We start from the raw sequence: 26,009 nt of genomic DNA on the forward strand, positions 1-26,009 counted from the left end.
TCTGGATATGAGATTGGCCACTTTATCTGTCAGCTGGTTTTTCGCTGCATCCAATAAATCTGGATTGGTCTTTATCGATAATTGATCACGGGCCTTTTTACCCATGAAATAGCTGATTCTCTCCGCATTGGCACCAGATGGATGAGGCAGCCCAGCCAATATCTGGTCTGGTTTTAGCAATCCTTTTCGCTGCAAATGTTCAAAAGCTTCTGCAACCTTTGGTCCCAAGGGGACGTAGATACAGCCCTCACCCAAAGTCCTGACTTCCTCGGCAAGATAGCGCTCAACTTGGTCACGAAGAGTGGCTTTGTTAAGCATTGGGGGTGTTCCGCTATAGTTTTCTCCCTTGATAAACACCGGATATCTCAAGGCTGATGTGTAGTGCACAAGGTGCGTGTGGGTATCGAACAATCGTGCGCAGCTATCGATACCCAGGAGCGTATGCACGCCTATATGATCAAGCATGGCAATAAGATTAGGTCGCATCGGACCTGAGAAGCTTGCGGTTTCCTTGGCTTTGCGTTTTGCCTCTTCTGGACTGGCACCATCATTCAGTTGGCGGCGAGCTTCATTCAATGCGTTTACTGCCTGAGTACGGCCAGGGGTAATCCCGCAAATGGTGATTCGCGCGTCACGGTTTATGTAGTCAAATGGGGCATAAAAGGTCTTGATGTTCTCTTCAGTCGACAGCAGCAGTTCTTCAGGCAGCTCATCACCCGTGAAGCTGACAGCAGTGTTGATGAGGATCGGTCTAAACTCTTCGAGATGGCTCATGGTATTCCTTAGCAATTCGCGTACAACGTAAAACAACGATCAGACGGCAAGATTAAATGCCATGCTGCTACTACCGATAATGGCAGTCATGCCCTTATGGTTTTCACTGGAAAGTAGTCTTCATAACCCATCTGGAGATTAACTGCCTGGCAGCCATCAAAGTGCAAAGGATAATCTCATGTACAACAGGTCTTTTTCGCTGGCGTCTGCGATTGGTGGTGCAGTTAGACCGTACCCCCAATCACAGGTCAGAACGCCAGTCTCAGCACTTAAAGCAGCGGAGGCGCTTCCCAGAAACCGCAGTTATGTTGCGCCCGGAAGTCGGCAACAGGCACTGCGGAGGCATTGGGTGTATCCAGCCGCATGATACTGCCGCCTTCGCTATAGCGGGGCCACTCAGCCGTTTCGGTGTTGCCATCGGTGCTGTTCGGATCGCCGTACTTGGCGAAGTTCGCCCAATAGCCAAGCATCTGCTCCGATAGTGTTTGTTGAGCCTCGCTGGGTTCGCCCAGGTCAAAACTGTCTTGTCGGTTGAGCAAATAGGGCAGTTCAAAGGCGTGTGACGCCCCCAGCGGGAATACATCAGGAATATCCACACCCGCATCCAGGCGAATTGCACGGTAAATATTGACTGAGTCGCGGTCCGAGAACCAATAGCCATAGGTATCTACTTCATCCTGCAGCAGCGACCATTGGCTATTGTTGGGGCAGTTAAATCGCCAGTCGGTCACGATCAGCGAATAGGCATAAGCGTAGGGATAGACAAACTGTATGCCGAAAGATCTCGTTGATAGATCAGCCTGACGAACCGGATCCGCGGCAATCAGATCCCGGGCTCGCTGCAGGTAAGCATCTGCAATGGCGACGCTATCCAGCTGGCTGTTTTCTTTGATCAGATTGGCAATCACATTGCGATAGGTACCCGGGACGCCTGAGGTCCAACCACTGGCCGATGAAATCAGCATAAATAGATCGCCTTCATCAAGGTTGCTGCCGATCAATACAGGCACCTTGTTAAAGTCACCTGACGCCAGGCCGTCGTTGATTGATCTCGGCAGCAGTGTGCTGTCGGGATCAAAGGCGGGCAATATGCTTTCAATCTGACGCTCAGCCAGCACTTCCGTTTGCGCGGTCAGAATGGTGTCCAGATCTACCGCCTGCAAACAATCAAGCAGGGCTACAGCCTCGTCACATAATGCGGGGCTTTTTTCACGAACACGCTGCGCAATCGGCTGCCCGATTCGGGTTTCGCCATCAAAGGCGGGATCGCCGTTATCCTCGGGAATGACCGGAGTCTCCAGCTTCAGAGGAATCTGGTTGCCGTTGTAGGACCCGCTTTGGACAATCGCCCGATGAAACAAGCCCGCAGCACTGGGTGACACAATGTGGCTCATCACACTGTGTCCACCAGCGGACTCGCCAAACAGCGTGACGTTATCAGGGTCGCCACCAAACGCATCGATGTTCTCCTGCACCCAGCGCATGGCCAGTTGTTGGTCCTGAAAGCCAAAGTTGCTATCACCAAGCTCGCTGTGTGGCAGGAAGCCCAAACTGCCAAGCCGGTAATTGATTGTGACAACAACCACCCCTTGGTCCACCAAACGGTCAGGCTGCCAGTCTGCGCCGCCATCACCACCGAGCAGAGCGCCTCCGTGGATCCAGAGCATCACCGGGTAGTCCGCAGGTTGTTCGGGGGCATACACGTTCAGGAAAAGACAATTCTCGGTTGCGCTGGCATTGCCAAAGGTAGTGTCCGGTTGCGCGCAGGCATCGGCAAAATCGTCGAGTTCAATCACCCCCTCATGAGCCGTTGCCAGGGTCGGCGCAGAAAAGCGCTGCGCCTCACCATACCGGATGCCTTTGAAAACGCGCATGCCGTTTTCACTTAAACCCTTGAACGCGCCCAGTGTTGTAATCGCGATTAGCGGATCGCTGGGTTCTGTCACTTCAGGCGGCGAGGGCGGAGCGCTGCTGGAGCCACCGCCACCTCCGCCTAGGCAACCCGTCAACAATATCCCCGCGATGCTGAGGGATAGCATCCTCAAAGGGGTAACAGTACTACGTGGGGTAAAAACGTCCATGTGCCGCTCCTGATGGTGTCGTGTCTCTATGCAGGCTCACATAGATACAGAACCTCGCCAGTGATGGCAATTTGCATAGCTCCGGATGATAACGATTCATCCCTGGTTTAATGGTTAACTGATTCCAGACTTGAGTTTTTGGGCTGTCTCAGATGAAGAGGGGTATGACAGCAGGTGTGGCGTCGAGCCTCGACCCATAAGCGCCGTATCTTATCTGTTCGGGGCGGATATTCCCGATACCCTAATTCAAAACACGAGCCACCAGGTATTCCCCCGATTTTCGGCTGCACTCCGGGTCACAGGAAGGGGTCACAGGAAGGAAGCCTTTACAGCGCAAGCGGTTTACATTCCTGCAACACACAAACCCCTCTGGAGTGCTTCCCTTTGCAGGTTATCTGTCGCATCATCGTGCTATCAGTGACTATAAAAAATTGATGCGACACGGAATGTCAGGTCTGACTTGCATCGCCGTTTAATGCTCGCAGAAGTACTCAAGGACGCACTATGTCAGCCCTCTACGCCCCAGGCGCCCGTGTTGTTATCCGCGATTGCGAATGGATCGTCCGCCGGGCTGATGCCTGCGATGATGGCGGATACATCCTTACCGTTGATGGTCTGTCAGAGCTGGTCAATGGCAAAAGCGCCCGCTTTCTCACCAAACTGGAAGAGCAGGCCGACGCCATCCGTGTGCTGGACCCGGCACAAACCCGTTTCGAACAAGATATGAGTCCTGGTTTTGAAAAAAGCCGGCTGTTCATCGAAACTCAGCTACGTCAGATCACCCCGGCAGATGACAAAATCCATCTGGGCCACAAAGCTGCCATGGACCCGGTTCCTTATCAGCTGGATCCAGCCCTGCAAGCCCTTAAACAGAACCGCCAGCGCATTCTCATTGCCGACTCGGTTGGCCTGGGTAAAACCCTCGAAGCCGGCATCTTGATGACCGAGCTTATGCGTCGTGGCCGGGGCAAGCGGATTCTGGTGCTGACCTTGAAAAGCATGATGACCCAGTTCCAGAAGGAAATGTGGAACCGCTTTACCATTCCGCTCACTCGGCTCGACTCAGCCGGACTGCAGCGCGTGCGCAACCACATACCGGGCAACCATAACCCGTTCTACTACTACGACAAGTCCATCATCTCCATCGACACCCTCAAGCAGGACAACGAATACCGTCGCCATCTTGAACAGGCCTACTGGGACATTATCGTCATCGACGAGGCGCACAACGTTGCCGAACGTGGCAGCAGTTCCCAGCGCGCCCAGCTGGCGCAGCTGCTGGCCGGCCGCTCCGACACGCTGATCATGCTTTCGGCTACACCCCACGACGGCAAAGCAAAAAGCTTCGCCAGCCTGATGAACATGCTCGATCCCACCGCCATTTCTGATCCGGAGGATTACGCCCGGGAAGACTTTCGTGACAAGGGTCTGGTCATTCGCCGGTTCAAGAAAGACATCCGCGACCAGGTTAAGCAAGAGTTCAAGGAGCGTGTAGTCAACGACATCTACTTGCATGCCAGTCTGGAAGAAGAGGCTGCCTATCAGGCGTTGCTTGAGGTGCCCTTTACGTATCGGGGTGAACACAATGCCGAGCGCAACGGGCAACTCGTTCGAATTGGTCTACAGAAGTCGATTTTCAGCTCGCCTGCGGCAGCCCGAGTGTCAGTTGAACTGCGGATCAGCAAGCTCAAGGACAAAGCCGATATCAGCCGTGATGAACAGGAAGAAGTTCAGGCCCTGGGCTCCCTGTTACTGGCCCTGCGTAATATCGACGCCAGCCGCTTCAATAAATATCAGCACCTGCTGGCGCTGCTTAATAACAGCGACTTTGGCTGGAAGAAAACCAATACCGAAGACCGTCTGGTGGTGTTCTCCGAGCGTATTGAGACACTCAACTGGTTACAGAACCAACTGAGTGACGATCTGAAACTGAAAGACGACGCCATTCAGATCCTGCATGGCGGCATGAGCGACATCGAACAGCAGGCCATTGTCGAAGCCTTCGGCAAGCCGGAAAGCAAACTGCGGGTACTGTTGTGTTCCGATGTGGCCAGCGAAGGTATCAACTTGCACTACCTGTCGCATCGTCTGATCCACTTCGACCTGCCCTGGTCGTTGATGGTTTTTCAACAACGCAATGGCCGGGTAGACCGCTACGGCCAGGAACAAACGCCGATCATCACCTACCTGATCAATCAAAGTGACAACCCCAAGGTGCGTGGCGATCAGCGCATCCTGGAAATCCTCAAGGAGAAGGACGAACAGGCCTATAAGAACATCGGTGACCCGGCGACCTTCATGAAGGTGCATGATGCTGAGGCCGAAGAAGCACTGACCATGGACGCCATGGCATCCGGTACCGATGCCAGCACCTTCGATGCGCAATACCAGCCGGATGACAGCAACGAGGGCGACGACCTGCTTGCGCTGTTTCTTAACCCCGAGGCAGCCAGGCCGCTAGCCGAAGCGCAGGCTGAGCAGCACACAGTAGAAGGCTTCAGCCTGTTCCCGAGTGACTTCGAATTCGCCCGCCAAGCGCTGGAAGCCCTTAATCGTGAGCGCAAACAGGTCAGCTTTACCGTCAACACCGAACGCCAAACGCTGTCCCTGACACCACCAGATGACCTGGACTACCGTTTTCGCTTTCTACCCAGCGAAGTCAGTCCACAGGATGGCACTTTGGTGCTCACCGCAGATAAACAGCGGTTTGAAGAGGAGATCCGTCGCAGCCGCCAGGATGAAAACGCCTGGCCTAAGCTGCACTACCTCTGGCCGCAGCACCCTGCCATGCAATGGCTGGAAGACAAGTTATTAGCCCAGGTTGCCCGCCACAGCGCGCCGGTACTCGCCCTGCCAGATACCGACAGCGTCAAGCGGGCAATGCAACCGGATGAAACTGTCTTTCTGGTCAGCGGCCTGATCCCTAATCGCAAGGCCCACCCAGTGATCTGGCAATGGTTCGCCATCAGTACCCGTAACGGAGCAGTGACCGGTGTGCAAACCGCGCAAGACTGGCTGAACGACCTTGGGCTGAACCACAAACTGCCCAACCGCGCTCTGCCCTTGTCGGTCAGCAAACTGGAGGCCCTTCGCCAACCGGTGGTCAATGCCGCCATGGCAGAAATGCAACAACGCCAGCAGGCGTACACCGAGCAGACCCGCGCCAAGCTCGAAAACCAGCTGGCGCAGCTCAAGGCCCTGCAACAACGGCAAGTAAGCCAGGTTGAGCTGCAACTTGAACAATCGGCCCAGGCAGAACATTTCAAGGCTGCCAAAAGGCAGGAGCGGGTAGGGCGTATCGAACGGGTCTTTGATCAATACCAGACCTGGGTGCGCGATACCCTCACCATCGAGCCGGTGCCCTTTATCCAGATCATCGCGGTATTCACCCGTGAAGCCGGGGAGCAGCTCTAACCATGGCCGTACAAGACACCGCTGCCACCTTTATTGGTTTGACCAACGATAACGAGTTTTTCAGCGCTCATTACCTTGCTGACGTCTTCCAGGGCGACTTTGCCGAGACCATTAACGACTGGGAAAACCGGGAAGAGCAGGCACGCCAAGCACTAAAAGCAGGCCAGCAGGCTGGTGGTGACTTCATCAGCCCCCACCGTGCCCTACGCAACCTCAACCAGAGCTACTTTGCCCTGCGCCACAAGCTCAAGTCCGAGCGCACCGCCGTTGAACGCATCCGTCTGCAACGCGAGTTTTACCAGGCCCTCATGTTCACCCTTGGCATTCCCTGGCAGCCGGAAAACCGCACCCTGGCCGCCAACACCGAACTGCCCGTGCTCAGCGTGCTGGGCGACCAGCTCTGGGTACTGGGCGCGCTGGATGTGAATAACGAAGGCGAAGACCCGCTCTCGCTCAAACTGCACAGCAATCAGTTCTTCGGCCCCGGCCCGCACCACGACAAACTGAAAAATACCGACTGGTACAGCATTCTTAACGACGTCATTTTTCGCCAGAGCGCGCCTCATAACGACAACCCACCGCGCTGGGTGCTGTTGCTCAGCGACCGTCAGGGCATCCTCATCGACCGCTACAAGTGGTCACAGAACCGTATGCTGCGCTTTGATTGGGAAGAGATTCTCGGTCGCCGTGACGACAAAACCCTCAAGGCCACCGCCGTACTGCTACACCGCGAAAGCCTGGCGCCAGCAGAAGGGCAGTGCCGCCTCGACAGCCTTGATGAAAACAGCCACAAACATGCCTTCGCCGTTTCTGACGACCTTAAATACGCCCTGCGTCAGGCCATCGAGTTACTAGGCAACGAGGCCGCCGCACAACTCATCGAACAGGCCCGGGACCGCAAGGAGGGTATCTTCAGCGGCAGCAATGCTCTGGATCCCGACCAGCTCTCCAAGGAATGCCTGCGCACCATGTATCGCATTCTTTTCCTGTTCTATATCGAGGCGCGCCCCGAGCTAGGCTATCTGCCCAGCAACGACGATACCTGGCGTCAGGGCTACAGCCTGGAAAGCCTGCGCGATCTGGAAAGCGTGCGTCTGACCACCGACGAAAGCCGTCGTGGCCACTACTTCCACCACAGCCTGCAACGCATGTTTGGTCTGATTTATAACGGCCATCAGCACAGCCGACAGGCCGATCAACTGCACAACAGCACCACCAATGCCTTCACCTTGCAAGGGCTGGACAGCCACCTGTTTGACCCAGCCAAAACCCCGTTACTGAACCGCGTTACCTTCAGCAACGACACCCTGCAGCAGGTGATCCAGAGCATGTCGCTCACCCGGCCAACCAGCGGCCGTAAGCGCCGCGGCCGCGTCAGTTACACCCAGCTCGGCATCAACCAGCTCGGTGCCGTGTATGAAGCCCTGCTCAGTTACCGCGGCTTCTTCGCCAGCGAAGACCTGTACGAGGTCGCCCCAAAGGGCCAGAACATCAACCCGGACGCGCTGGACACCGGCTACTTCGTCACCGCCAGCCAGCTGGACGAGTTCGACGACAAAGAGCGCGTGTACGACAAGGTAGACGGCAAGCAGAGCCTGCGCGTCCACCCCAAGGGCAAATTCATCTACCGCATGGCTGGCCGCGACCGGGAAAAGTCCGCCAGTTACTACACCCCGGAAGTGCTCACCAAAAGCCTGGTCAAATACACCCTCAAGGAACGCCTGACCGACGACGTCAGCGCCGATGACATTCTTAATTTAACCGTGTGCGAACCCGCCATGGGCAGCGCGGCCTTCCTGAACGAAGCCGTCAACCAGCTGGCCGAAGCCTACCTGACCCGCAAACAGCAGGAGCTGGGCCAACGCATCCCTCATGAGGACTACCAGCGCGAACTGCAGCGGGTCAAAATGCACATCGCCGACCACAACGTCTTCGGCGTCGACCTCAATCCCATCGCTGTGGAACTGGCGGAAGTCTCCCTGTGGCTCAATGCTCTGTCCGGCGGCCACAACGTCCCCTGGTTTGGTTACCAACTGTTCACCGGCAACAGCCTGATCGGCGCCCGCCGTGAGGTGTACCCAAAGAGTGCATTAACAAAACAGGCCAAAGAAGGCCTCTGGTACAACAAGGCCCCGCGCCGGTTAAGCCCGGAAACCCTGCTGAACCCGGCAGGCGAGGGTGGCCGAAAAGAGGGGGAGGTGTATCACTTCCTGCTGCCCGATCCCGGCATGGCCGACTACGGCGACAAGGTCGCCAAGCAGCTACGTCCCGACGCCTTCAAAGCCATCAAGGACTGGAAAAAGGATTTCTGCGCCCCGCTGGAACACGGTGAAATCAGCATCCTGCAAAGTCTGAGCGAGGCGGTAGACCGCCTCTGGCGCGAGCACACCAGCATGCTTGCCCAGCACCGCACCCGCACCGAAGACACCTTCCCCCTCTGGGGCCAGCAGGGCGTAGCAGAGCGCCACACCAGCACCCACGAAAAAGACGAATTGCGCAGCACCGGCATCTTCAACACCCACGCCCGCATCGCCTCACCCTACCGCCGCCTGAAACTGGCCATGGACTACTGGTGTGCGCTGTGGTTCTGGCCGCTGGACAAGGTTGACCAACTGCCCGACCGGCAGAAATGGCTGTTCGACCTGAATACCATCCTCAACAGCGCTGGCACCTTCGAGTTCGCCCCAGCCCAGGAAGGCCTGTTCGAGGGTAATGCGCAGGCCGATACCCAGACAGGAACTCAATCAGGCACCCAATCAAACACCACTGAAGCAGAAGACCTGTTTGCCAAACCGGTAGCGGACCTCTTCGCGGCTGAGCAGCCCCAGCAAAGCCTGCGCGCCGAAACCCAGGCCGCCCGCGATGTCAGCAACCAGCGCGGCGAACTCAATCTGGAAAAACTGTTCAAGAACCCCTTCTTCAATACCCTTGCTATCGCCAATGAATTGGGTGAACACTTTCGCTTCTTCCACTGGGAACTGGCCTTCGCCGACATCTTTGCCAATCGCGGCGGTTTTGATATCACGCTGGGCAACCCACCCTGGCGCAAGGTGGAATGGCAGGAAGGCGGTGTGCTGGGCGACTACAATCCACGCTTTGTGCTGCATGGACTTAGCGCTAAACAGCTCATTGACGAGCGTGAAGCCGCTTTTGTGCGCAGTACCAAGCTGGAGCAGGCCTGGTTTGCAGAGCTGGCAGAAGCGGAAGGCTCGCAAGCGTTTTTGAACGCTACCCAGAATTACCCGCAGCTCAAGGGCGTGCAGACCAACCTGTACAAATGCTTCCTGCCTCGTGCCTGGGCCAATGTTAACGGGCAGGGGGTGAGTGGCTTCCTGCACCCAGAAGGGATTTACGACGATCCCAACGGTGGCGGGTTCCGGCGAGAGGTCTATCGCCGGCTGCGTGCACATCACCAGTATCAGAATGAGAAGGGGCTTTTTCCGATCGGCAACCGCAACAAGTTCAGCGTAAACATTTCCGGCCCTTATCGTGAGCAGGTTGACTTCGACAACATAGCCAACCTGTTTATGCCGCAGACGGTTGATGGTTGCTATGTAGACCCGGTTCAGCGATTGGTCGGCGGCATAAAGAACGAGAACGATGAATGGAATCTTGATGGACATCCCGACCGCATTATCAAAGTCGGCAAGAACGAACTAGCTTTGTTTGCCCAGCTCTACGACGAAGCCGGCACCGATGCGCTGGAGGCCCGGCTGCCGGCCCTGCACGCTCGCCAGCTCACCAGCGTACTGGAAAAATTCGCCGCCCAGCCCCGGCGGCTGGGGGATCTGAAAGGGCAGTACCTGTCACTGGAAATGTGGCACGAAACCAACGCCCAGAAAGACAGCACCATCAAGCGGGAAACCCGGTTCCCGGAAAACCCGGAACAATGGATACTCTCCGGCCCCCATTTCTTCGTCGGTAACCCTCTGCACCAAACGCCCAAGAGCGTTTGTGAAACGCACAGGGCCTACGACAAACTCGACCTGCAGACCCTGCCGGACGACTACCTGCCGCGCACTAACTATATCCCCGCCTGCGACCCCGCCACCTACCGCGACCGCACCCCGCGCGTAAGCTGGTTGGAGTGGGAGCGGCAGCCGTTGGTAAATAGCCGTGGTGAAGAGTTGATGGGGCCGCCGGCGCCGTTCTATCGGAAGGTGACGGAGTATTATCGGTTGGTTAACCGGGAAATGATCGGCCCATCGTCCGAGAGGACGCTCACTACCACGATCATTCCCAAGGGCGCCGCTCACATCAATACTTGCCTATGCTCTGCGTTCAAATCCGAGCAAACCATGCTGGATTATTTCAGTATGACGCTATCGGTGGTTTTGGATTATCGCGTGAAAAGCACCGGCATGGGGCATGCGAACACCTCACTGATTAACCAGTTGCCGGTGCTAACGGACGACCGGGTACGTAATGCGTTGCATGTTCGTGCGCTGGCATTGGTGAGCATCACCAACCACTACGCCGATCTCTGGCAATCCAACTGGCAAGACAACTTCCGCCAACAGCGCTGGGCCACCCGCGAACCCATCGCCGCGCTGCCGCAGGACTTCTTCGCCGACCTCACCCCCGAGTGCCAACGCAATAACGCCCTGCGCAGCGACTACGCCCGCCGCCAGGCCCTGGTAGAAATCGACGTTCTCGTCGCCCAGGCCCTCGGCCTCACGCTGGAAGAGCTGCTCACCATCTATCGCGTCCAGTTCCCCGTCATGCGCCAATACGAAGCCGACACCTGGTACGACCAAACCGGCCGCATCGTCTTCACCCCCAGCAAAGGCCTGGTCGGCGTAGGCCTGCCCCGCAAGGCCCGCAACAGCGACCTGGCCGACGGTACGCATTACAGCATCAGCGGCTGCGCCCAAGCGACACAAAGCGTCGCACTAGGCTGGGAAGATATACAGCATCTACAACAAGGTACCGTCAGCAAAACCTATATGGACGACACCCTGCCCGGCGGCCCAATCGAGCGCACCGTGGAATACCAAGCCCCCTTCTTCAAACCCGACCGGGAAGAGGATTACCGGGTGGCGTGGGCAATATTCATGACCACATTAAAGGAGGGGCAGTGATATGGCATTACCCATTTTGCCAATAGTGCTTCTGACAGGGCGTGCGCTTGGAATGGCTTTGCGCCGTTGGCAGGGCATCCTGGCATTAGCTGGTCTTGTAGTCGTGACAGGGTTCACTTTTACCAGCATGCTCCAACAGATGGGTGAAACCGCATTAACCCTCTGGCCGCTTTTGTTGCTGTTCTGCTTGTTTATGCTACTCAGAGAAGTCGTAAAGGCATGGATAAAAATCAAGAAGGCAGAGCACCAGCAGCGGGGCAAAGGATGAGCCTGCACAATACAAAAACGTCGGGCTTCGTATTGCGGATGCTATCCCTGCTCGCGTTCGCCTGCATGATTCTGTTTGCCGCCATAGTGGTAATCCAGAACGAGGAACTGGGTAAGCTGGTACCGCCCAGCTTGGCCAGGACCCTGACCATCCTGTTCGCCTATATCGTCGCGCTGATTACCTTCAATTACGCCTTGGCCACCAAGGGTCGTAACTTCATGGGCTGGAGAAACGAAGCCCTGGTCATGATCGGCTTCATCCTGATATTCGTCGGAATGTTTTTACCTCATGCCCTTCCGACGTCTGAAACGGTCGTAACCGAAAGCTGGCTTCCCTTTTCATCAAAGGAAGTCGAGCGCACGAAAGCCAATTGGTACTACGCTCTTATTGCATTGCTATCAGTGCCAGTTTTCTTTGCAGCATGGCGAAGTATCAAAGCAATGCCGATGTGGGGGGAAGGGTGAGATTCCTCGCTGAGAGATAGTAAATATTAGTTATAAGCCCGGCCATAAAAGAAATTAAGGGGGATGTGGAAAAGTATATGCACCCCGCGAACAGGAAAAGGAAAGCAATAATGAATAAAAGTATTTCGCTACTAGTCGCTGCTGTCATGTTGCCATTTTCGGCTATGGCCAATGATCCGGAAGTGCCCAGTGAGGCCGAAATTAGGGAGCAGGCTATCGCCGTTGTGAAAAACTATGCCCATGCAATTTCCTGTACTGATGACGAGTACGGCATTTGGGAATTCATTACCTTGGAGCCATGGACAGACTATTACGCTCGCGAACAGTCAGAATTTGGTGTCATTTGGAGTGGGGACGTCACATGCGCCGGTGGTTCGGGCACGAGGGGTGTTCAGTTGGCGATTGTGAAAGTGGGTGCAGGTAACACCTATTATGTTGATCCATGGCACTCATCTCCCCCCGCAGAATTCGAATTTTATAGCCGTTCATTTAGAGGTGTAGTGGCCAATACCAGCGATGTAATCGTCCTGGAAGCTCTTGAGCATGGACCCGACGACGCCAATTGCTGCCCCAGTCAGCCTGTACGTTATACGCTTAAGCGTGATGACAATCGGAACTGGAAGCTGCATCAGCGTCAGGAACTTTAAGGACGGTCTTGGCCTACTGACCTGAAACTTTTCATGGAAATGATGCAAGCAGTGTAGCGAGTTGGCAGGTGAAGCGTTGTTGGTCGCAGACTCTGACTCCTAACACTTCAATAATTTCTACAGTGAAGAGACAAAGGGTTTGAACAATAGGCTGGCACACTTGCAGGGCTTGCGCGGTGAACATCAAGTAAAGCAAAGAGCATGTCATAAAATCTTAGACAGACTGGACACTCATTAAGGGAAAAGCACTCAGCAAGGTACATCAACAATTAGCGGTTTGAGTGTGCAAATGCCGCTGGGACATTACAAGGAGCGACTCGTATGCTGAAAATTCAAGACAGCTATCTGAACTATCTAGACACTGTGGAGCGGCTGATTGTGGAGACGCCCCTGCCAGTCGATGAGTTAAGGCAGTTAAACGAAGACGTGCGCCACACCGAGCTGCTGATTCCAGTAATAGGTGCTTACAGCGCCGGCAAGAGCAGTTTGCTTAACGCGTTTATGGGCGAAGACGTGCTTGGCGTTGGCCTTACTCCTGAAACAGAGCTGGCCACTGAACTTCGTTACAGCAACGACCCTCACCTGTTGGCCCTCCGCCCGGATGGCAGCAGCGAGCGCTTTAGCGTCAATGCTTTGAGCACCTTGAAGAGCCGTGCCAATGAGTTCACCCATGTGCAGCTGTACCTGAACAACCCACAACTCAAGGCATTTCCTTCTCTGGTGTTGGTGGACATGCCGGGCTTCGGCTCTTCACTGGCCAACCATAACAAAGCCATCGCCTATTACTTGCCACGGGGCGTGCATTTTATCGTGGTAACTAGCGTCGAGGACGGCAACATCACCCAGTCGATGTTACGCCAATTAGATGACATGCAGACCTATGGCCGTGATTTCACGTTTCTGCTGAACAAGGCCAACCTACGCTCCGATGAAGACGTGCAAACCGTAGCTGATCAGGTTGATCAGCAGATCCGCTGTAACTTCGTTAACTCACGCCCAGTGATCACGGTTGGTTTTGACGGTGAGCCCCGTCTCAAGGAAGTGCTGACCCGCCTCCATCCCGAGCAAATCTTGCGGCTGGTGTTCGAGGATAGGTTAAAAGACCTGACACACTCACTACTGAGCCAGATTAACCTCGCCCTGAACACATTGAAGAAAGATCAAGCTGAAAACAAGCATGTGTTGAGTGAACTAGCCAAGGGTATTCATCAGATCGAACGCAAGCGCGACGATCTGCTTGAGGATCTCCGCGACCAGCAACTGGACCGCACCGTGGAGAGCTGTTTGAAAACGGTGGGACGCGAGTTAGAAAATTCCGAATCGGAGCTGGTAAGTGCAGGCCTGGCCGGCAATCAGGAAGCTTTTTCACGGATCGTTTCCGAGGTGGTTCGCAGCTCGATGACCCGCACCGTCAAGGATAAGATGGAGGTCCTCAGCCGTTCGGTGGTGACTGATTTTGCCCAAGTAGTAGGTGATCTGGGCAATAGCATGGGCCAGTTCAACAACGAACAGAATTGGCTCGGTCAACTCACCGACCGAATCAACCGTAGCCTGCAGCAAACCGGTGAAACCCTAGGCCACTGGAGCGGCTCGCTAGCCGAGCGTAACGCTCAAGAACTGGAGCGCCTGAAAAAGGAGAGCGACTGGAAAGAGGGTCAGCCCTTACCAAAGGTGACTTATCAGGGCTTGGCCACGGTGCTGGCTGTTACCACTTCAGTGGTTAATCCGCTAATCGAACTGGCTATCATCTTTCTGCCGAACATCTTGGCGTTCATCAACGAAGGTCGCCAACGCGAGCAGTTGCGCCAGAAAATAATCACAGAGGTCATCCCTTCCGTGAAACGGAAATTGCGGGACAGCCTGCCGGCCTTGCTCAGCGAGCAATTAGACGCTTTAGTGACTCAGGTAAGCGGCGAATTTGAGCGAGAGATCAGCGAGAAACAAAAGATGATCGATGAGGTGACGAGCAATCGCCAGCAGAATGCCTTGGCCGCAGAGCAACAGATTGCGCATCTGACTCAGGTCAGAGAAACGCTACAAAAGCTTGCCTCCGAAACTCTGTATGAGGCACATGTATGAAAGCACAAGAGGTAATAGAGCGGAACCAGCGCCTCCATCAATGGATGGAGCGGTACAGTCCAGAATTGGAAAAAGACATTGCTCATTGGGTGCGCAAGCATGCTATCGACCCAACCGACGATCTTGCACGGTCGTTCAGCTTGCTGGAAGAAGAAAACCGCCTACTTCAAGTAGGCGTTGTAGGCCGGGTGAAGGCCGGCAAGTCATCGCTTTTGAATGCCCTGGTGTTCGATGGAGACGTAATTCTGCCGCGAGCAGCCACACCTATGACGGCAGCCCTGACGACCTTAACTTACGGCGAGACCTTTGCCGCTAAAGTTCAGTTTTACGATGCCGTGGATCAGGCCAATATCAAGCAAAATGCTGACCGTTACGAACAGCGTCTAAAAGAAGAAGAATACCGAGCCGCTGACTCTTTGCGCCAACGTCGCAAGCGTAGCGGTCAGATGGTTGAAGATGATCAGTTCTGGGGTGACGTCAAAAATAAAGCCCGTCGTGCCTTGCAGGGTGAGCACGCGCTGGTGGCTGCCTATGACCAATGGCAGAGCATTTGCAAATGCAACCTTACTCCAAGTTCCCTTGAGAGCCTGGGGCAACTAGAGGCGGTGGATGCAGCTTCGTTGGCCAAGCAGCTACATGAATACGTCGCAAGCGGTGGTACTTACATGCCCCTGACAAAGAGCGTCGATATTTTTCTGCCTCTGGAATCGCTGCAAAACATCCGGATCATCGACACACCCGGCCTGAACGACCCAGTACAGTCGCGCGAGGAGCGCACCACAGTGCTGCTCAAGGATTGTGATGTAGTGTTTATCGTAAGCCCTGCTGGTCAGTTTTTAAGCGAACAAGACATCGAGATGATGAGCCGCATCACCCAGAAAGAGGGTGTGCAGGAGCTGGTTCTGATCGCAAGCCAAGTCGACAATCAGTTGTATGGCAGTGACATCCGCCAATCTACCCTGCATGGTGCTTTGGACAAAATAACCGCAACCCTCAGTGCACACATGATCGATACACTCAAGCGCTTAAAGGTTCAGCAGCCGGAAATTGGTGGAATCTTTGATGGTCTTATCCAGGATGGTGCCGGCAAAGTACTGCATACCTCCGGCATGTGTCACAGTCTGTCAGTCCGCTTCGATCAGCAGCACGGCTGGGACAGTGGCGAGCGCAAGGCCTGGGAAAACTTACAGTCTTTCTATCCAGACTTCTTCACACCCGACCATCCAGAACTTTGCTGTACCAATCTCGACCTGCTGGCCAACACCGCGACATTACGAGACGTGCTGGAAAAAGTGCGAGCAGAGAAAGACCGGATAATCCAGAAGCGCCGTGAAGAGCTGATACGTGCCAAATCTGCCGCACTTGAGGCCTTTTGCTCTGACTTGCTGGCCTTCACTCAAGCCAAGTATCACGAAATTAAAAACGCTGATATTGAAGATCTGAAAGCTCAGCGTAGAAAGCTGGATGGCTTGATGACAGTAGCCACCCACAATCTAGATGAAATGCTTGCCAAGTGTATCGGCGAGTTCCAGGAGAAATTGAAGAAAAAGCTCTCCAAGGAGCTGGATTCTGCCTACGGCGGCACTGGCACAGCTTTTGAGTCCGCAGGCACTGAATCTAACAGGAGGCAGGAAGTAATACGCGATAGTGCAGCAGCCAGGTTTGCTAACTGGGGGTGGGGAGGCGGTAAAGAAACCATCACCCATAAGGAGTTCAAGTTGTTTTGGCGCAAGGTCTATAACGAACTTGAGGCATTCGCAGAGGAGGTAGTGCAAAATCTCAAGAATACCACTGAGAGCTTAACCGTTGAATTTCGCCAACATCTTATGGAAGAGTCGACAAGGGTAGCTAGGCTTCACCTTGAAGACAATGTTGACCCTGCGCTGATTATACGAACCAATCAAGGCCTTGTTTCCAATTTTAAGCTTCCAAATTTCGAACTGGATATCCAAAGACTGGACAAGCTAACACGAACAGGAGCTCACCTGCTCAATAAAGAAGCATACGATTATCTAGATGAAGCAAAGGACTGTCTGGATAGCTTCAAGGGAGATGCTAAAAAGCAAATTCGCCATTTAATCGATGACGTCAAAACAGCATTGCCCTCGTCCTATGGCAACGCCTATTTCCAAGATATGCAGGAGCGCATAAATCAACTTGAGGAGCAAGTTGAGAATACCCTCCTAACCCTTGATCGACTGCAACGCATGGCCAAGGACTTGGAATCTCTATGATTACAGACTTGTTTTCTTCGACAACACTGGAACAGCTGGACAAGCTCAGTCGCTTCTTCGTCTGGAGACGCAAAACGTTGCGCGACAGTATCTCAGACGCACTGCATTCAGCTGATGCGCGCCATGATGCTGTGATTCGAGCGCACCGGGAAACCCTAGCGCGATTGGAGGTGCTGACCCAAGCCCACTCTCAACAGGGAGAGCTACTGGCCAAGGCTATCGCTGAGCTCGAACACAACAAACAAGCGATGCTTGAGGTACAGCACTTGCTTGAAAAATCTGAAATCATGCGCCAGCAAGAGCAAGAAAGAGCCACCTCCAAATTTGAAGAACTGTCGGCGCGCCATACACAACTGACCCGGGTGCGCAACGAACTGCAGGAAACTGTCTGTGAGCTTGAGCAAAAAATGGAAATCGCTCGCGCCGAGCTAATGGCAAGTAACGAAACCAACACGTTATTGCAACAGGGTCTTACTAAGCAACAACAAGCTCATGCAGAACTAACAGAAAACTTCAAAGCACTTGAGCAAAGTCATGGTGATACCTGGACCCGCTTCCAGCTCATTTCACGATTGCTAGCTACCCGACCTCAGTACAGTGCCGGACTCGCCAAATTCCGGGAACTTCTAGCTAACGACTACATGGCTTTTGCCGAAGTTGAGTCATCCCTTGCCGCCGAAGCTAAAGCGCTGACCATGCTGCAGTCGATTGAACAGGAGCTGGCATTACTGGTGAGTTTTCCTGAAGTGCGCGAGCGAACCATCGTCGGTATCGTCGGTGGTTTTAGCAGCGGTAAGTCAGAGTTCATCAACAGCTTTATCGGTGACTCCCATATTCGCTTAGCCGTAGGCATGCAGCCAGTGACAGCCATTCCGAGCTATGTAATTGCTACCGAAAAGCGCTCAATCCGTGGCTACTCTGCGAACGGGGGGCACATCGAGCTTGACGTCGATTTCTATAAAAACATATCTCACGCCTTCATTAACTCATTTAGCTTCGACCTCAAAAGCCTGATGCCTTTTATGTGCGTTGGTGTATCCATGAAATCTGAATGCTTCAGCAATATCTGCTTTATCGACACGCCGGGCTATAATCCACCGTCAACAGCCGCCGAGCACAGTCAAGGGGATAGACGCACAGCTGTTCAGTTCTCCCAGCAAGCGAATTCTATAGTCTGGCTCATCGGGCTTGACTCCAATGGCACTGTTCCGGACTCAGATCTAGGATTCATTCAGCAGATTGGTGTTGATGATCGCTCAGTCTATGTTGTACTCACCAAGGCAGACCTTAAGTCTTCAGAAGATATCGAGGACATTCTTGACGAAATACAGGATCGCCTCGATGAGGAGGGTATCCATATCTCCGGTATAAGTGCCTATAGCTCCACAATGAGAGAAGAGATCGCTTTTAGAAAGGTGCCTCTGCTTGAGTATTTCACCCTCATTAACCGTAGCGGGGATATTCACGTACATCTAGAAAAGCGTCTGGCTGAAGTGTTTGGCATGTACCAAGAAGCCATACAGTCAGACATTTCAGCACTCCATGCACAAAAGGCTGCAATCAATGGCCTTCACTTGGATTGTTTAGAATCTGGCGGGCAAGAGCTCTATGATCGAATGCAGGTCTCTCTCAACAAGCTCACACGAAGCCTAGGCTCGCGTTTCATGAAGGAGGAATTGGTACCTGAAAATAGGGAGGGCAAGTTCACTAATTGGACTTGGTGGGGAGGCAAAAAACCTCATGCAGCTTTGAAAGAGACTCGAGTCAATGTAGATGCAGCGCTACCCGAAGGCTGGCTTAAAGAATCTCAAAGACTACATGATGCATTCCGTGGGGCTGTCCAGCACGCTATCACAGAGTTAGATGTCGACAATAACATCGGATTCTAAAGTGCTGTGATGCTTAAATGCGGTGGGTAAGTCGGGGTTTCAATACCTGTTATATAGGGGCCTCAGAAAACTCAACCAAATACTGTTGCCTATTATGGTCTGGCAGTGGAAAAGAATTGCAGAGTGAACTGGATGCGATTCAGTTAGACCTTACACGGAGCATCATAATGGGTTTTTTTGGCAACCTTAAGGCCTTTTTATCTAGCACTGGCCGCATACTTAGCACAAGTTCTGGGTTATTACTGCAAGCCTCCAAGGAGCTGGAACGCACTGCCAAGGTGATGCACTTGAAAGTGGGTATCAAGCTTCACGAAGAGCAGCTTGAACCGCCTTTCTGTGACAAGTTGACCACCAAGCAAAAAGCGGAAAACCAGCAAGCGATCGTCGCTTCTTGTAAAGAGATCCTTGGCCTTGTTGGGGAGAGGCAGGCCGCCGACATCCTGCAAAAGCTTCTGTCAATGGAGGCGAAAATCAGGCGTTGGAGTATTGATGAGGGTCGTAAAGCCGTTCAAGCGTTGGAGAAGTCAGGTCAGAATCAGGGCTTCAAGTTACCAATCGACGAAATAAGGCACCTGGAGCGCCTGATCCTTTCTTGCAATGCGCACATTCAGTTACTGGGGGACAACTCCTCACACCAAGTTGAGGTGAGTGATTTGCAGCTGCTGGTTGCTCAAACGCAAGAACGTATAGTTGCGCTGCAACCCCTGCGGACCAAGATTGCAGAATCATTCTACAGTTCAGGAGTGCTATCTGCGCGGATGGAGCTGTTTGACGGAGTCTTGAGTGGTAAGTATGAGCGTTGGTATGAGAGCGGTCAGCAGCGACTGGTAGGCAGTTTTGTTGTTGGAAAAGTGGTGGGCTCTGTGCAGGTGTTCTCGCCTACGGGTGATAACCTTGCCTACGGGACCCTGGATCAGCCACGTGGGCTTGCTGAATGGCAGCTTTATCTTGCGCCGGACAAGATGATTGCGTTGTTTAATCAGGATCAAGGTAACGGGGAACTCAAAATCTGGCTCTGGAACGGTGTCTATGCAGGGCGAGTCGCTATGCCTGTAAATAAAGTTCGTCGTGTTGGTTTTTTTATTCGCCTGGTTTTCAAGCCGCGCGTCTGGATCGCAATATTGCAACTGCGTAACAAAGGTTACGCGCTTGACCAGGTTGAACAAATGCAGGTCGTTTTTGCAGCTTGGGTTGCCGCTCAGCAAGATATTTTTAATGCTCAGGCACGCTTAGCTTCAAAACAGCTTTTACAAGACAGTCCAGCATGACAAGAACCCTGGTCTTTCTGGGGCTGATCTTGCTGGCGGCCTGTCTGGCAATGCTGACAGTTTTTGCCTACGGAAAATGGTATAGCCATGATCGTTACTGGCACGGCACTATTGCTCGGGTCGCTGAGAATCAAGCTGTGCTGGTGCGCGATCTGTTGTTGGCAAGCAACTTTACTGATTTGGATCGCCTTTCTGCAGACCAACTGTCAGGTATGTTCGCTTCTCTGGATAACAGATTAATAGTTGAGGTATTCACTGAGGAAGAGAAGGTTTTCACCAATGATAACCGTCGTTTTGAGCCTGGCGCCCAGCTTGCGGTGATAGAGCTCGATAATCAGGTTTATGTAATGCTTTCAGCTTATTTGCCGCCACGCTGGGAACGCCTTTTCTTGCGGTGGCTCAAGTATCCTGCTCGCTGGTTCGAGCCTGCATTTGACCCCATTACAGTTCCCTTTCTTTGGTTTTTTGCGATTTATTCCCTTGGTCTGTTTTGCGCTGGTCTTTTGGTAAAGACGAGTTATCTGGAACGGGATGTATTGGGTGCGTTGCAGGCGCTTGAGGCGAGGTCAAAGCTATGATTCTGGCTTTTCATAGCGCGCTCAAGCGGTTTATTCTGACGGCCTTCAATCGCGCTGGAACTGCACCGGAGCAAGTAGCGGCCAGTCTTTGTCGTGCAATGATTCGGCCTTGTGGCAAGAAAGAGGCGCAAGCGCTCGAGCCCTGGTTAGCGACCAGAAAAATAGATAGCCTGGTGCACTTTACCGCCTTGAAAAATGTACCCCACATCATGAAGTATGGGCTTATTCCTCGAGAGCACCTTGAACTGGAGGTTTTGCGCATTGCGCTGGGGGCTGCATTCAGCGACAGCCAGCGCCATGATGCCATGCCACAGTTCAGTTGTTTGTCTATCACCTCGCCGAATTATCGAATGTTTTTCAATAAGCGGCAAAGCTTGGCAGGTGACTGGGCTGTTATCAGATTTTCTCCGGATGTGTTGACTCGACTGTATTTTCAGTTCACACCGACTAATGCTGCAGCTCCGGGTGTGACTGCACTAGCAGGCCTTGATGGCGCTGAAAACCTTTTTCAATTGGAGGGGGTCAGGCAGAGGCTGGGTCTTGCAGCCAATGAGACAACAGATCCGCAGGCGGAAGCGTTGTGTGATAGCATTTTGCAGCCAGAATTTATCTTGGATGTTTACGTTGATAGCCTTCAAGCCAAGCAGTGGCTGCATGCAAGGGGAATCAATGGGCAGATCAATGATGCATTGTTCAAGCAAAGAAGAGATTGGGCTTTCTGGCAAAAGCATCATCGCGTAACTCAGTTGCCGGGCTTTGGAAAGCAGCATGCCGGCTAAAAAAGGAGAGAATAATGGCTGAGCGGCCAATTTTTCTGCCACGCACGGAGGGTGAGCGTCTAGTTGAGACCGAAATGGTCAACTTTGAGTGGTACCCTGGCATGGCTGCGTCACAGAAAAAAAGGTCTGTTGCCAGCCTGCATCAAGCCGCAAAAACAGCTTTGGGATTACAGCAGATACTTGAAGTCTCAACAAAGTCCCAGGCTCCTTTGGGCGTTGCTTTAAGCGCTTTCAATCTTATGTATACCGCTGGCAACAGCGGGCGAAAATACCCGCTTGAAGTTCTTTTTCAGTCTGCCAAGGTCTTCAGCAATGGAGGTCCATATCTTGATATCCGGTCAATGTCGCCTGGCGATGCCAAACGCGATCCTCGGTTAAGAGACTCGGGGCAGTTGCTCAAGTTTTTTTCTTCTGGCATCGACTGGCCACTCGAGCCGCCGACGGCATTCTACGATTGGCTATATCTCAATATCTTAGGAAACCAGCCGGAGCTTGCGTTGCAATTGGCAGGTTATCAGGCTTTTACCGACATTGAGTTCAATCCAAAAAAGTCCATCAACTGTCAGGCTTATTCGGTTGCTCTTTATGTTGCACTTGAGGGGCGAGGAATTTTGCATAAAGCTCTGGAGTCGCAACAGAATTTTATTGAATGTATTTGCTCTTTCGAGCGGGGTGCCACGACATTCAGGAGCTCGCCAACCAATAGCCTTTTTTAGGCTTATGATGGAGTTACCGGGTAGTCATAATACTGCAAAGCTCAGGAAGAGCCCTTTCATCTGGATATGAAGCAGATAGAACATTTTATCGTGTTGTTTAAATGGAGTTTCTATGTTGTCGTCGCCGCTTGAGAATACCGTAGCTGCTTTGGATGTGGGACTGGTTACGGATGGCTTCATTGGTTTGTTGGTGATCGTTTTTCTTTTTGCTTGCATATGGAAGCGCAGCGACAAGCATCATGCATTCACTCAGTACGCACCTACCTTGCTGACTACCCTGGGTATCCTGGGGACCTTTTTCGGTATTGTTGCGGGTTTGTTGGCCTTTGATGTGGATGACATTGATGCCAGCATTGGTGGTTTGCTTAGTGGCATGAAAACGGCTTTTCTGACCAGTCTTGTGGGCATGCTACTGTCGATTGTCTACAAGGTTATAGTCTCTGTTGGCATTTTGGTTAGCAACGCCGGTGAGGAGCTTGATGAAGATCAGATTGGTGTTGCAGAGCTATATACCGTTATGCGTGAGCAGCGCGATGGTATTTCAACGCTTAATCGAGCCATAGGCAGCGGCGATGAATCCAGCCTCACCGGGCAAATGAAATTACTGCGCTCCGATGTAAACGATGCTGAAAAACAGTCCCGTAAGGAGTTTGGTGAATTTCAGGAAAAGCTCTGGATCAAGCTGCAGGAGTTTGCAGACATGATGTCCAAGTCAGCCACCGAGGCGGTGATTGATGCGCTGCGCCAGGTCATTACTGACTTCAACACGAATCTGACCGAACAGTTTGGTGAGAACTTCAAGGAGCTCAATGCTGCAGTTGGCAAGCTGGTTGAGTGGCAGGATATGTACAAAACGCAGCTTGATGAAATGGGACAGCAGTATGCTCAGGGCGTAGCTGCTATCACGGCTACTGAAACAGCGGTTGCCAGTATTCACGAGCATACCAATCAGATACCTGAGTCCATGACAAAGCTCGGGGCAATCATGACGGTGAACCAGCACCAGATTAAAGAGCTGGGTCGTCATCTGGATGCTTTTAAAGATGTGCGTGATCGTGCGGTTGAGGCTGTTCCTGAAATTCGCAAACAAATAGAGATGACGGTTGAGGGCGTACAGCAAGCCTCCCAGCAATTGGTTGAAGGTATCAATACGTCTAACAAGGCTTTCCAAGAAGTTATTTCTCAAGGGGTGAGCGAGTTTACTGACAGTGCAAGACAGGTCAATGCGTCACTGCAAACTACCTCTGATGCTATTTCCAAGGGCTCACAAGAAACCAGCCAGTTGCTCAGTGATATGACCGTAGAGCTTTCAGGCAATTTCCGAACGATGGCTGCTGAAATGAATGAGCAAAGCCAGTCTATTGGTACTGCGCTCAGAGATTCAGGTAAGGCCGTGGTTGAAGAGGCCGCTCGCAGCAGGGATTCATTTGAGAAAGGGCTTGAATCTATGCGCAACCAGTTAACTGGCAGCCTTGAACAGATGGCAGACCAACAAGCTGCTCAGGTTCAAGGGTTGATTGCAGGCCTTAAGCAGTCGATGGAGGAGGCTATGCGCAAGAGTGCTGAATCTGTTGAGGGTAGCGTCAACATTTTGGATCAGGCACTGCAAACTGAGATCAACCGGAGTATGGAGCAAATGGGCAAGGCGCTGGTATCGATCACGGGGAAATTTACTGATGACTATCAGAAGCTTGTGAGTCAGATGGACCAGGTTTTGCGTACAAAACTCCAATAAGGAACTGCTATGGCTGACATATTCAAGCCAAGGGCCTCTGAACAGGAGGAAAACCACTGGCTGTCTGTTTCTGATCTTATGGCAGGGTTGATGGTTGTTTTTCTTTTCATCGCAATTGCTTTGATGAGAAATGCATTGATTGAGCGCGACCGTATCAAAGAAGTAGCGGTTGCGTATCAAGAAACTCAAGTGGGTATCTACAATGCCCTTACTGACGAGTTCGCCAGTGATCTTGCCAAGTGGAACGCGGAGGTAGACAAGGAAACCTTGACCTTCACGTTCAACTCGCCGGATGTTTTGTTCCAACAAGGTCGGATTGAGCTAAGCCCTGCGTATCGAGATCTATTAGCTGACTTCTTTCCGCGATATCTGGCGGTCCTTGAACAGTTCAGAGGTGGTATCAATGAGGTGCGTATTGAAGGGCATACCAGTAGTGTATGGAATCAAACCACCAGCCCTTCTGAGTCTTACTTTCTGAATATGGAGTTGTCCCAGGGGCGGACACGAAGTGTGCTCGAATATGTCTATGGATTGGATGCGATTGCTGGGCAACAGGATTGGATCAAGGCCAATATTGCTGCGGTGGGATTTTCATCAGCAAAGACCGTAGACAGCTCAGGTCTTCCGGTTACTGATGGCAAGCAGGAAGATTATGACCGCAGCAGGCGAGTGACCTTTCGTGTCATCTCCAATGCTGACATTAGGATCAAGCAGATTCTGGAGTTAGCAGATTGAAGCTTCACTTCCCGCTCGAATCATTGTGGGCTCAAGTGCGCAAGATGGGGGCGACAGAAACCGAGTTTTCGCTGGATATTACTAGTGCAGTCCCTTTACCGCCGATTTTGACTATTGCTGGCGGTATTGACGTTACGATCGATGAGATTGATACAGCCCACGGTCTGCTTAGCAGCAATGGCGCACAAGTAGTTCTGTATATTCCTGATCATGGAAGTCGGGTTGATGCTGCTCTTATCGATGCCAAGGACGGAAGGCGGGTGCACGTTGCCGACTGCATTACGCTTGAGCAAATGCGGCAGAAAAACAGGTTTCAAAAATACCGTGCTCTCGTGAATATTACGGGCGATTTTGAGGTATTTGGAATCTCACAGGCTACCCGACAGCCAGTGGAAGGTATTGCAAAGCTGCACGTCTGCATTAACTGCCTTAAACACCTGAACTATCACGGCTACGTTACAGAGCCAAGGCAGCAGCAGGCAATTCGCCAAGCGTTCACGCTGAAGGACTTTTTTGCCGAGAACAGTTCATTGTTTCGATATTTGCCTTCTTCGTTTATCGAGCGGAAGGCGGGTTATGCTGGTGACTGGTCACAAATCTCCGAACGTTTCAGAGCATCCAAAGGTTATGTGTGCGAGCAATGCACAGTGGATCTGAAAGACTGGAAGCATTTGTTGCACACGCATCATATTGATGGCAACAAACGTCATAATGATGATACTAATCTCATGGCGCTATGCGCGGATTGTCATCGTAAGCAGCCATTGCACGATTTCATGTTCATAAAAGCAAAGGACATGGCTCGGCTTCAATCGCTGCGGACGGAACAAGGCATCCTCGGTGATGCCGCATCCTGGGATGATCTGTTCAAGTTGGTTGACCCACCTTTTGCTGGTTTGTTGCGTCTCTACAAGGCCAGTGGTGCGGTAAAGCCGGTGATCGGTTATGAGATAGTTGATGCTAGCGGGGCCGTGATTGCTGAAGTGGAGGCAGCCTGGCCTAAGGCAAAACTGGCTGTGGTTGTTGATGCAGGTGCGACGAGCATCTTGCACAGCCTGGGTTGGAAAGTTGAAACCCTTGAGAGTGCACTTAAAGGCTTCCGGAGTTGAGTAGAGCCCTTTGCCACTTCAACCTGGCTTGCCTGGCCGTTATTGCTCAATCGGCTTTGAGATGGTGCGAAAGATGGCAGGTGTTGGCCTTTGGCATGATCTGATGCGTCCGCGCCAGTCCCGAAGGTGCAGAGGTCATAGCTTGCCATGTACAGGTA

At 52.8% G+C, this 26,009-nt stretch carries 17 protein-coding genes; 15 read left to right on the top strand and 2 right to left on the bottom strand.

The window, feature by feature from the left end:
• The coding region (locus AC27HQ_RS16195) for a uracil-DNA glycosylase family protein (RefSeq protein ID WP_487157243.1) at positions 1 to 774 on the bottom strand (774 nt) is incomplete at its 3' end.
• A 269-nt stretch (positions 775 to 1,043) separates the two neighbouring features.
• Positions 1,044 to 2,855, bottom strand: a complete 1,812-nt coding sequence (locus tag AC27HQ_RS16200) for a carboxylesterase/lipase family protein (protein WP_487157244.1) — start codon at positions 2,853 to 2,855, stop codon at positions 1,044 to 1,046.
• A gap of 504 nt (positions 2,856 to 3,359) precedes the next feature.
• Here AC27HQ_RS16200 and AC27HQ_RS16205 point away from each other — a divergent pair.
• From AC27HQ_RS16205 to AC27HQ_RS16275, 15 genes are all read left to right on the top strand, one after another.
• Complete coding sequence (locus AC27HQ_RS16205; RefSeq protein WP_487157245.1) at positions 3,360 to 6,269, top strand: DEAD/DEAH box helicase; 2,910 nt, start codon at positions 3,360 to 3,362, stop codon at positions 6,267 to 6,269.
• 2 nt (positions 6,270 to 6,271) lie between these two features.
• Positions 6,272 to 11,350, top strand: a complete 5,079-nt coding sequence (locus AC27HQ_RS16210; RefSeq protein WP_487157246.1) for an Eco57I restriction-modification methylase domain-containing protein — start codon at positions 6,272 to 6,274, stop codon at positions 11,348 to 11,350.
• A gap of 1 nt (position 11,351) precedes the next feature.
• Positions 11,352 to 11,618 (top strand): hypothetical protein, encoded by a 267-nt coding sequence (locus tag AC27HQ_RS16215; protein ID WP_487157247.1) that lies wholly within the window; start codon positions 11,352 to 11,354, stop codon positions 11,616 to 11,618.
• Positions 11,615 to 12,082 carry a hypothetical protein gene (locus AC27HQ_RS16220; RefSeq protein WP_487157248.1) on the top strand — a complete coding sequence of 156 codons (468 nt, stop codon included), beginning with the start codon at positions 11,615 to 11,617 and terminating at the stop codon, positions 12,080 to 12,082. The genes AC27HQ_RS16215 and AC27HQ_RS16220 overlap by 4 nt, the downstream gene beginning before the upstream one ends.
• A gap of 110 nt (positions 12,083 to 12,192) precedes the next feature.
• Complete coding sequence (locus tag AC27HQ_RS16225; RefSeq protein ID WP_487157249.1) at positions 12,193 to 12,729, top strand: hypothetical protein; 537 nt, start codon at positions 12,193 to 12,195, stop codon at positions 12,727 to 12,729.
• Between the two features lie 321 nt (positions 12,730 to 13,050).
• Positions 13,051 to 14,808: a dynamin family protein gene (locus AC27HQ_RS16230; protein WP_487157250.1), complete on the top strand. Its 1,758-nt coding sequence runs from the start codon at positions 13,051 to 13,053 to the stop codon at positions 14,806 to 14,808.
• Complete coding sequence (locus AC27HQ_RS16235; RefSeq protein ID WP_487157251.1) at positions 14,805 to 17,042, top strand: dynamin family protein; 2,238 nt, start codon at positions 14,805 to 14,807, stop codon at positions 17,040 to 17,042. Before AC27HQ_RS16230 ends, AC27HQ_RS16235 begins: the two co-directional genes overlap by 4 nt.
• Positions 17,039 to 18,931, top strand: coding sequence for a dynamin family protein (locus AC27HQ_RS16240; protein WP_487157252.1), 1,893 nt, complete (start codon positions 17,039 to 17,041; stop codon positions 18,929 to 18,931). Before AC27HQ_RS16235 ends, AC27HQ_RS16240 begins: the two co-directional genes overlap by 4 nt.
• A gap of 167 nt (positions 18,932 to 19,098) precedes the next feature.
• Positions 19,099 to 20,199, top strand: coding sequence for a toxin-antitoxin system YwqK family antitoxin (locus AC27HQ_RS16245; RefSeq protein ID WP_487157253.1), 1,101 nt, complete (start codon positions 19,099 to 19,101; stop codon positions 20,197 to 20,199).
• On the top strand, positions 20,196 to 20,777 hold the full coding sequence (locus tag AC27HQ_RS16250) for a hypothetical protein (protein ID WP_487157254.1): 582 nt from the start codon (positions 20,196 to 20,198) through the stop codon (positions 20,775 to 20,777). The genes AC27HQ_RS16245 and AC27HQ_RS16250 overlap by 4 nt, the downstream gene beginning before the upstream one ends.
• On the top strand, positions 20,774 to 21,556 hold the full coding sequence (locus AC27HQ_RS16255) for a DarT ssDNA thymidine ADP-ribosyltransferase family protein (protein WP_487157255.1): 783 nt from the start codon (positions 20,774 to 20,776) through the stop codon (positions 21,554 to 21,556). Before AC27HQ_RS16250 ends, AC27HQ_RS16255 begins: the two co-directional genes overlap by 4 nt.
• A 14-nt stretch (positions 21,557 to 21,570) precedes the next feature.
• Positions 21,571 to 22,272, top strand: a complete 702-nt coding sequence (locus AC27HQ_RS16260; protein WP_487157256.1) for a DarT1-associated NADAR antitoxin family protein — start codon at positions 21,571 to 21,573, stop codon at positions 22,270 to 22,272.
• 112 nt (positions 22,273 to 22,384) lie between these two features.
• Positions 22,385 to 24,007, top strand: a complete 1,623-nt coding sequence (locus tag AC27HQ_RS16265; protein ID WP_487157257.1) for a hypothetical protein — start codon at positions 22,385 to 22,387, stop codon at positions 24,005 to 24,007.
• Between the two features lie 9 nt (positions 24,008 to 24,016).
• Positions 24,017 to 24,742, top strand: coding sequence for an OmpA/MotB family protein (locus AC27HQ_RS16270; protein WP_487157258.1), 726 nt, complete (start codon positions 24,017 to 24,019; stop codon positions 24,740 to 24,742).
• Positions 24,739 to 25,851, top strand: coding sequence for an HNH endonuclease signature motif containing protein (locus tag AC27HQ_RS16275; protein WP_487157259.1), 1,113 nt, complete (start codon positions 24,739 to 24,741; stop codon positions 25,849 to 25,851). Before AC27HQ_RS16270 ends, AC27HQ_RS16275 begins: the two co-directional genes overlap by 4 nt.
• The last annotated feature ends 158 nt before the right edge of the window (positions 25,852 to 26,009 follow it).

The organism is Halopseudomonas sp. 4NH20-0008 (assembly GCF_057548395.1).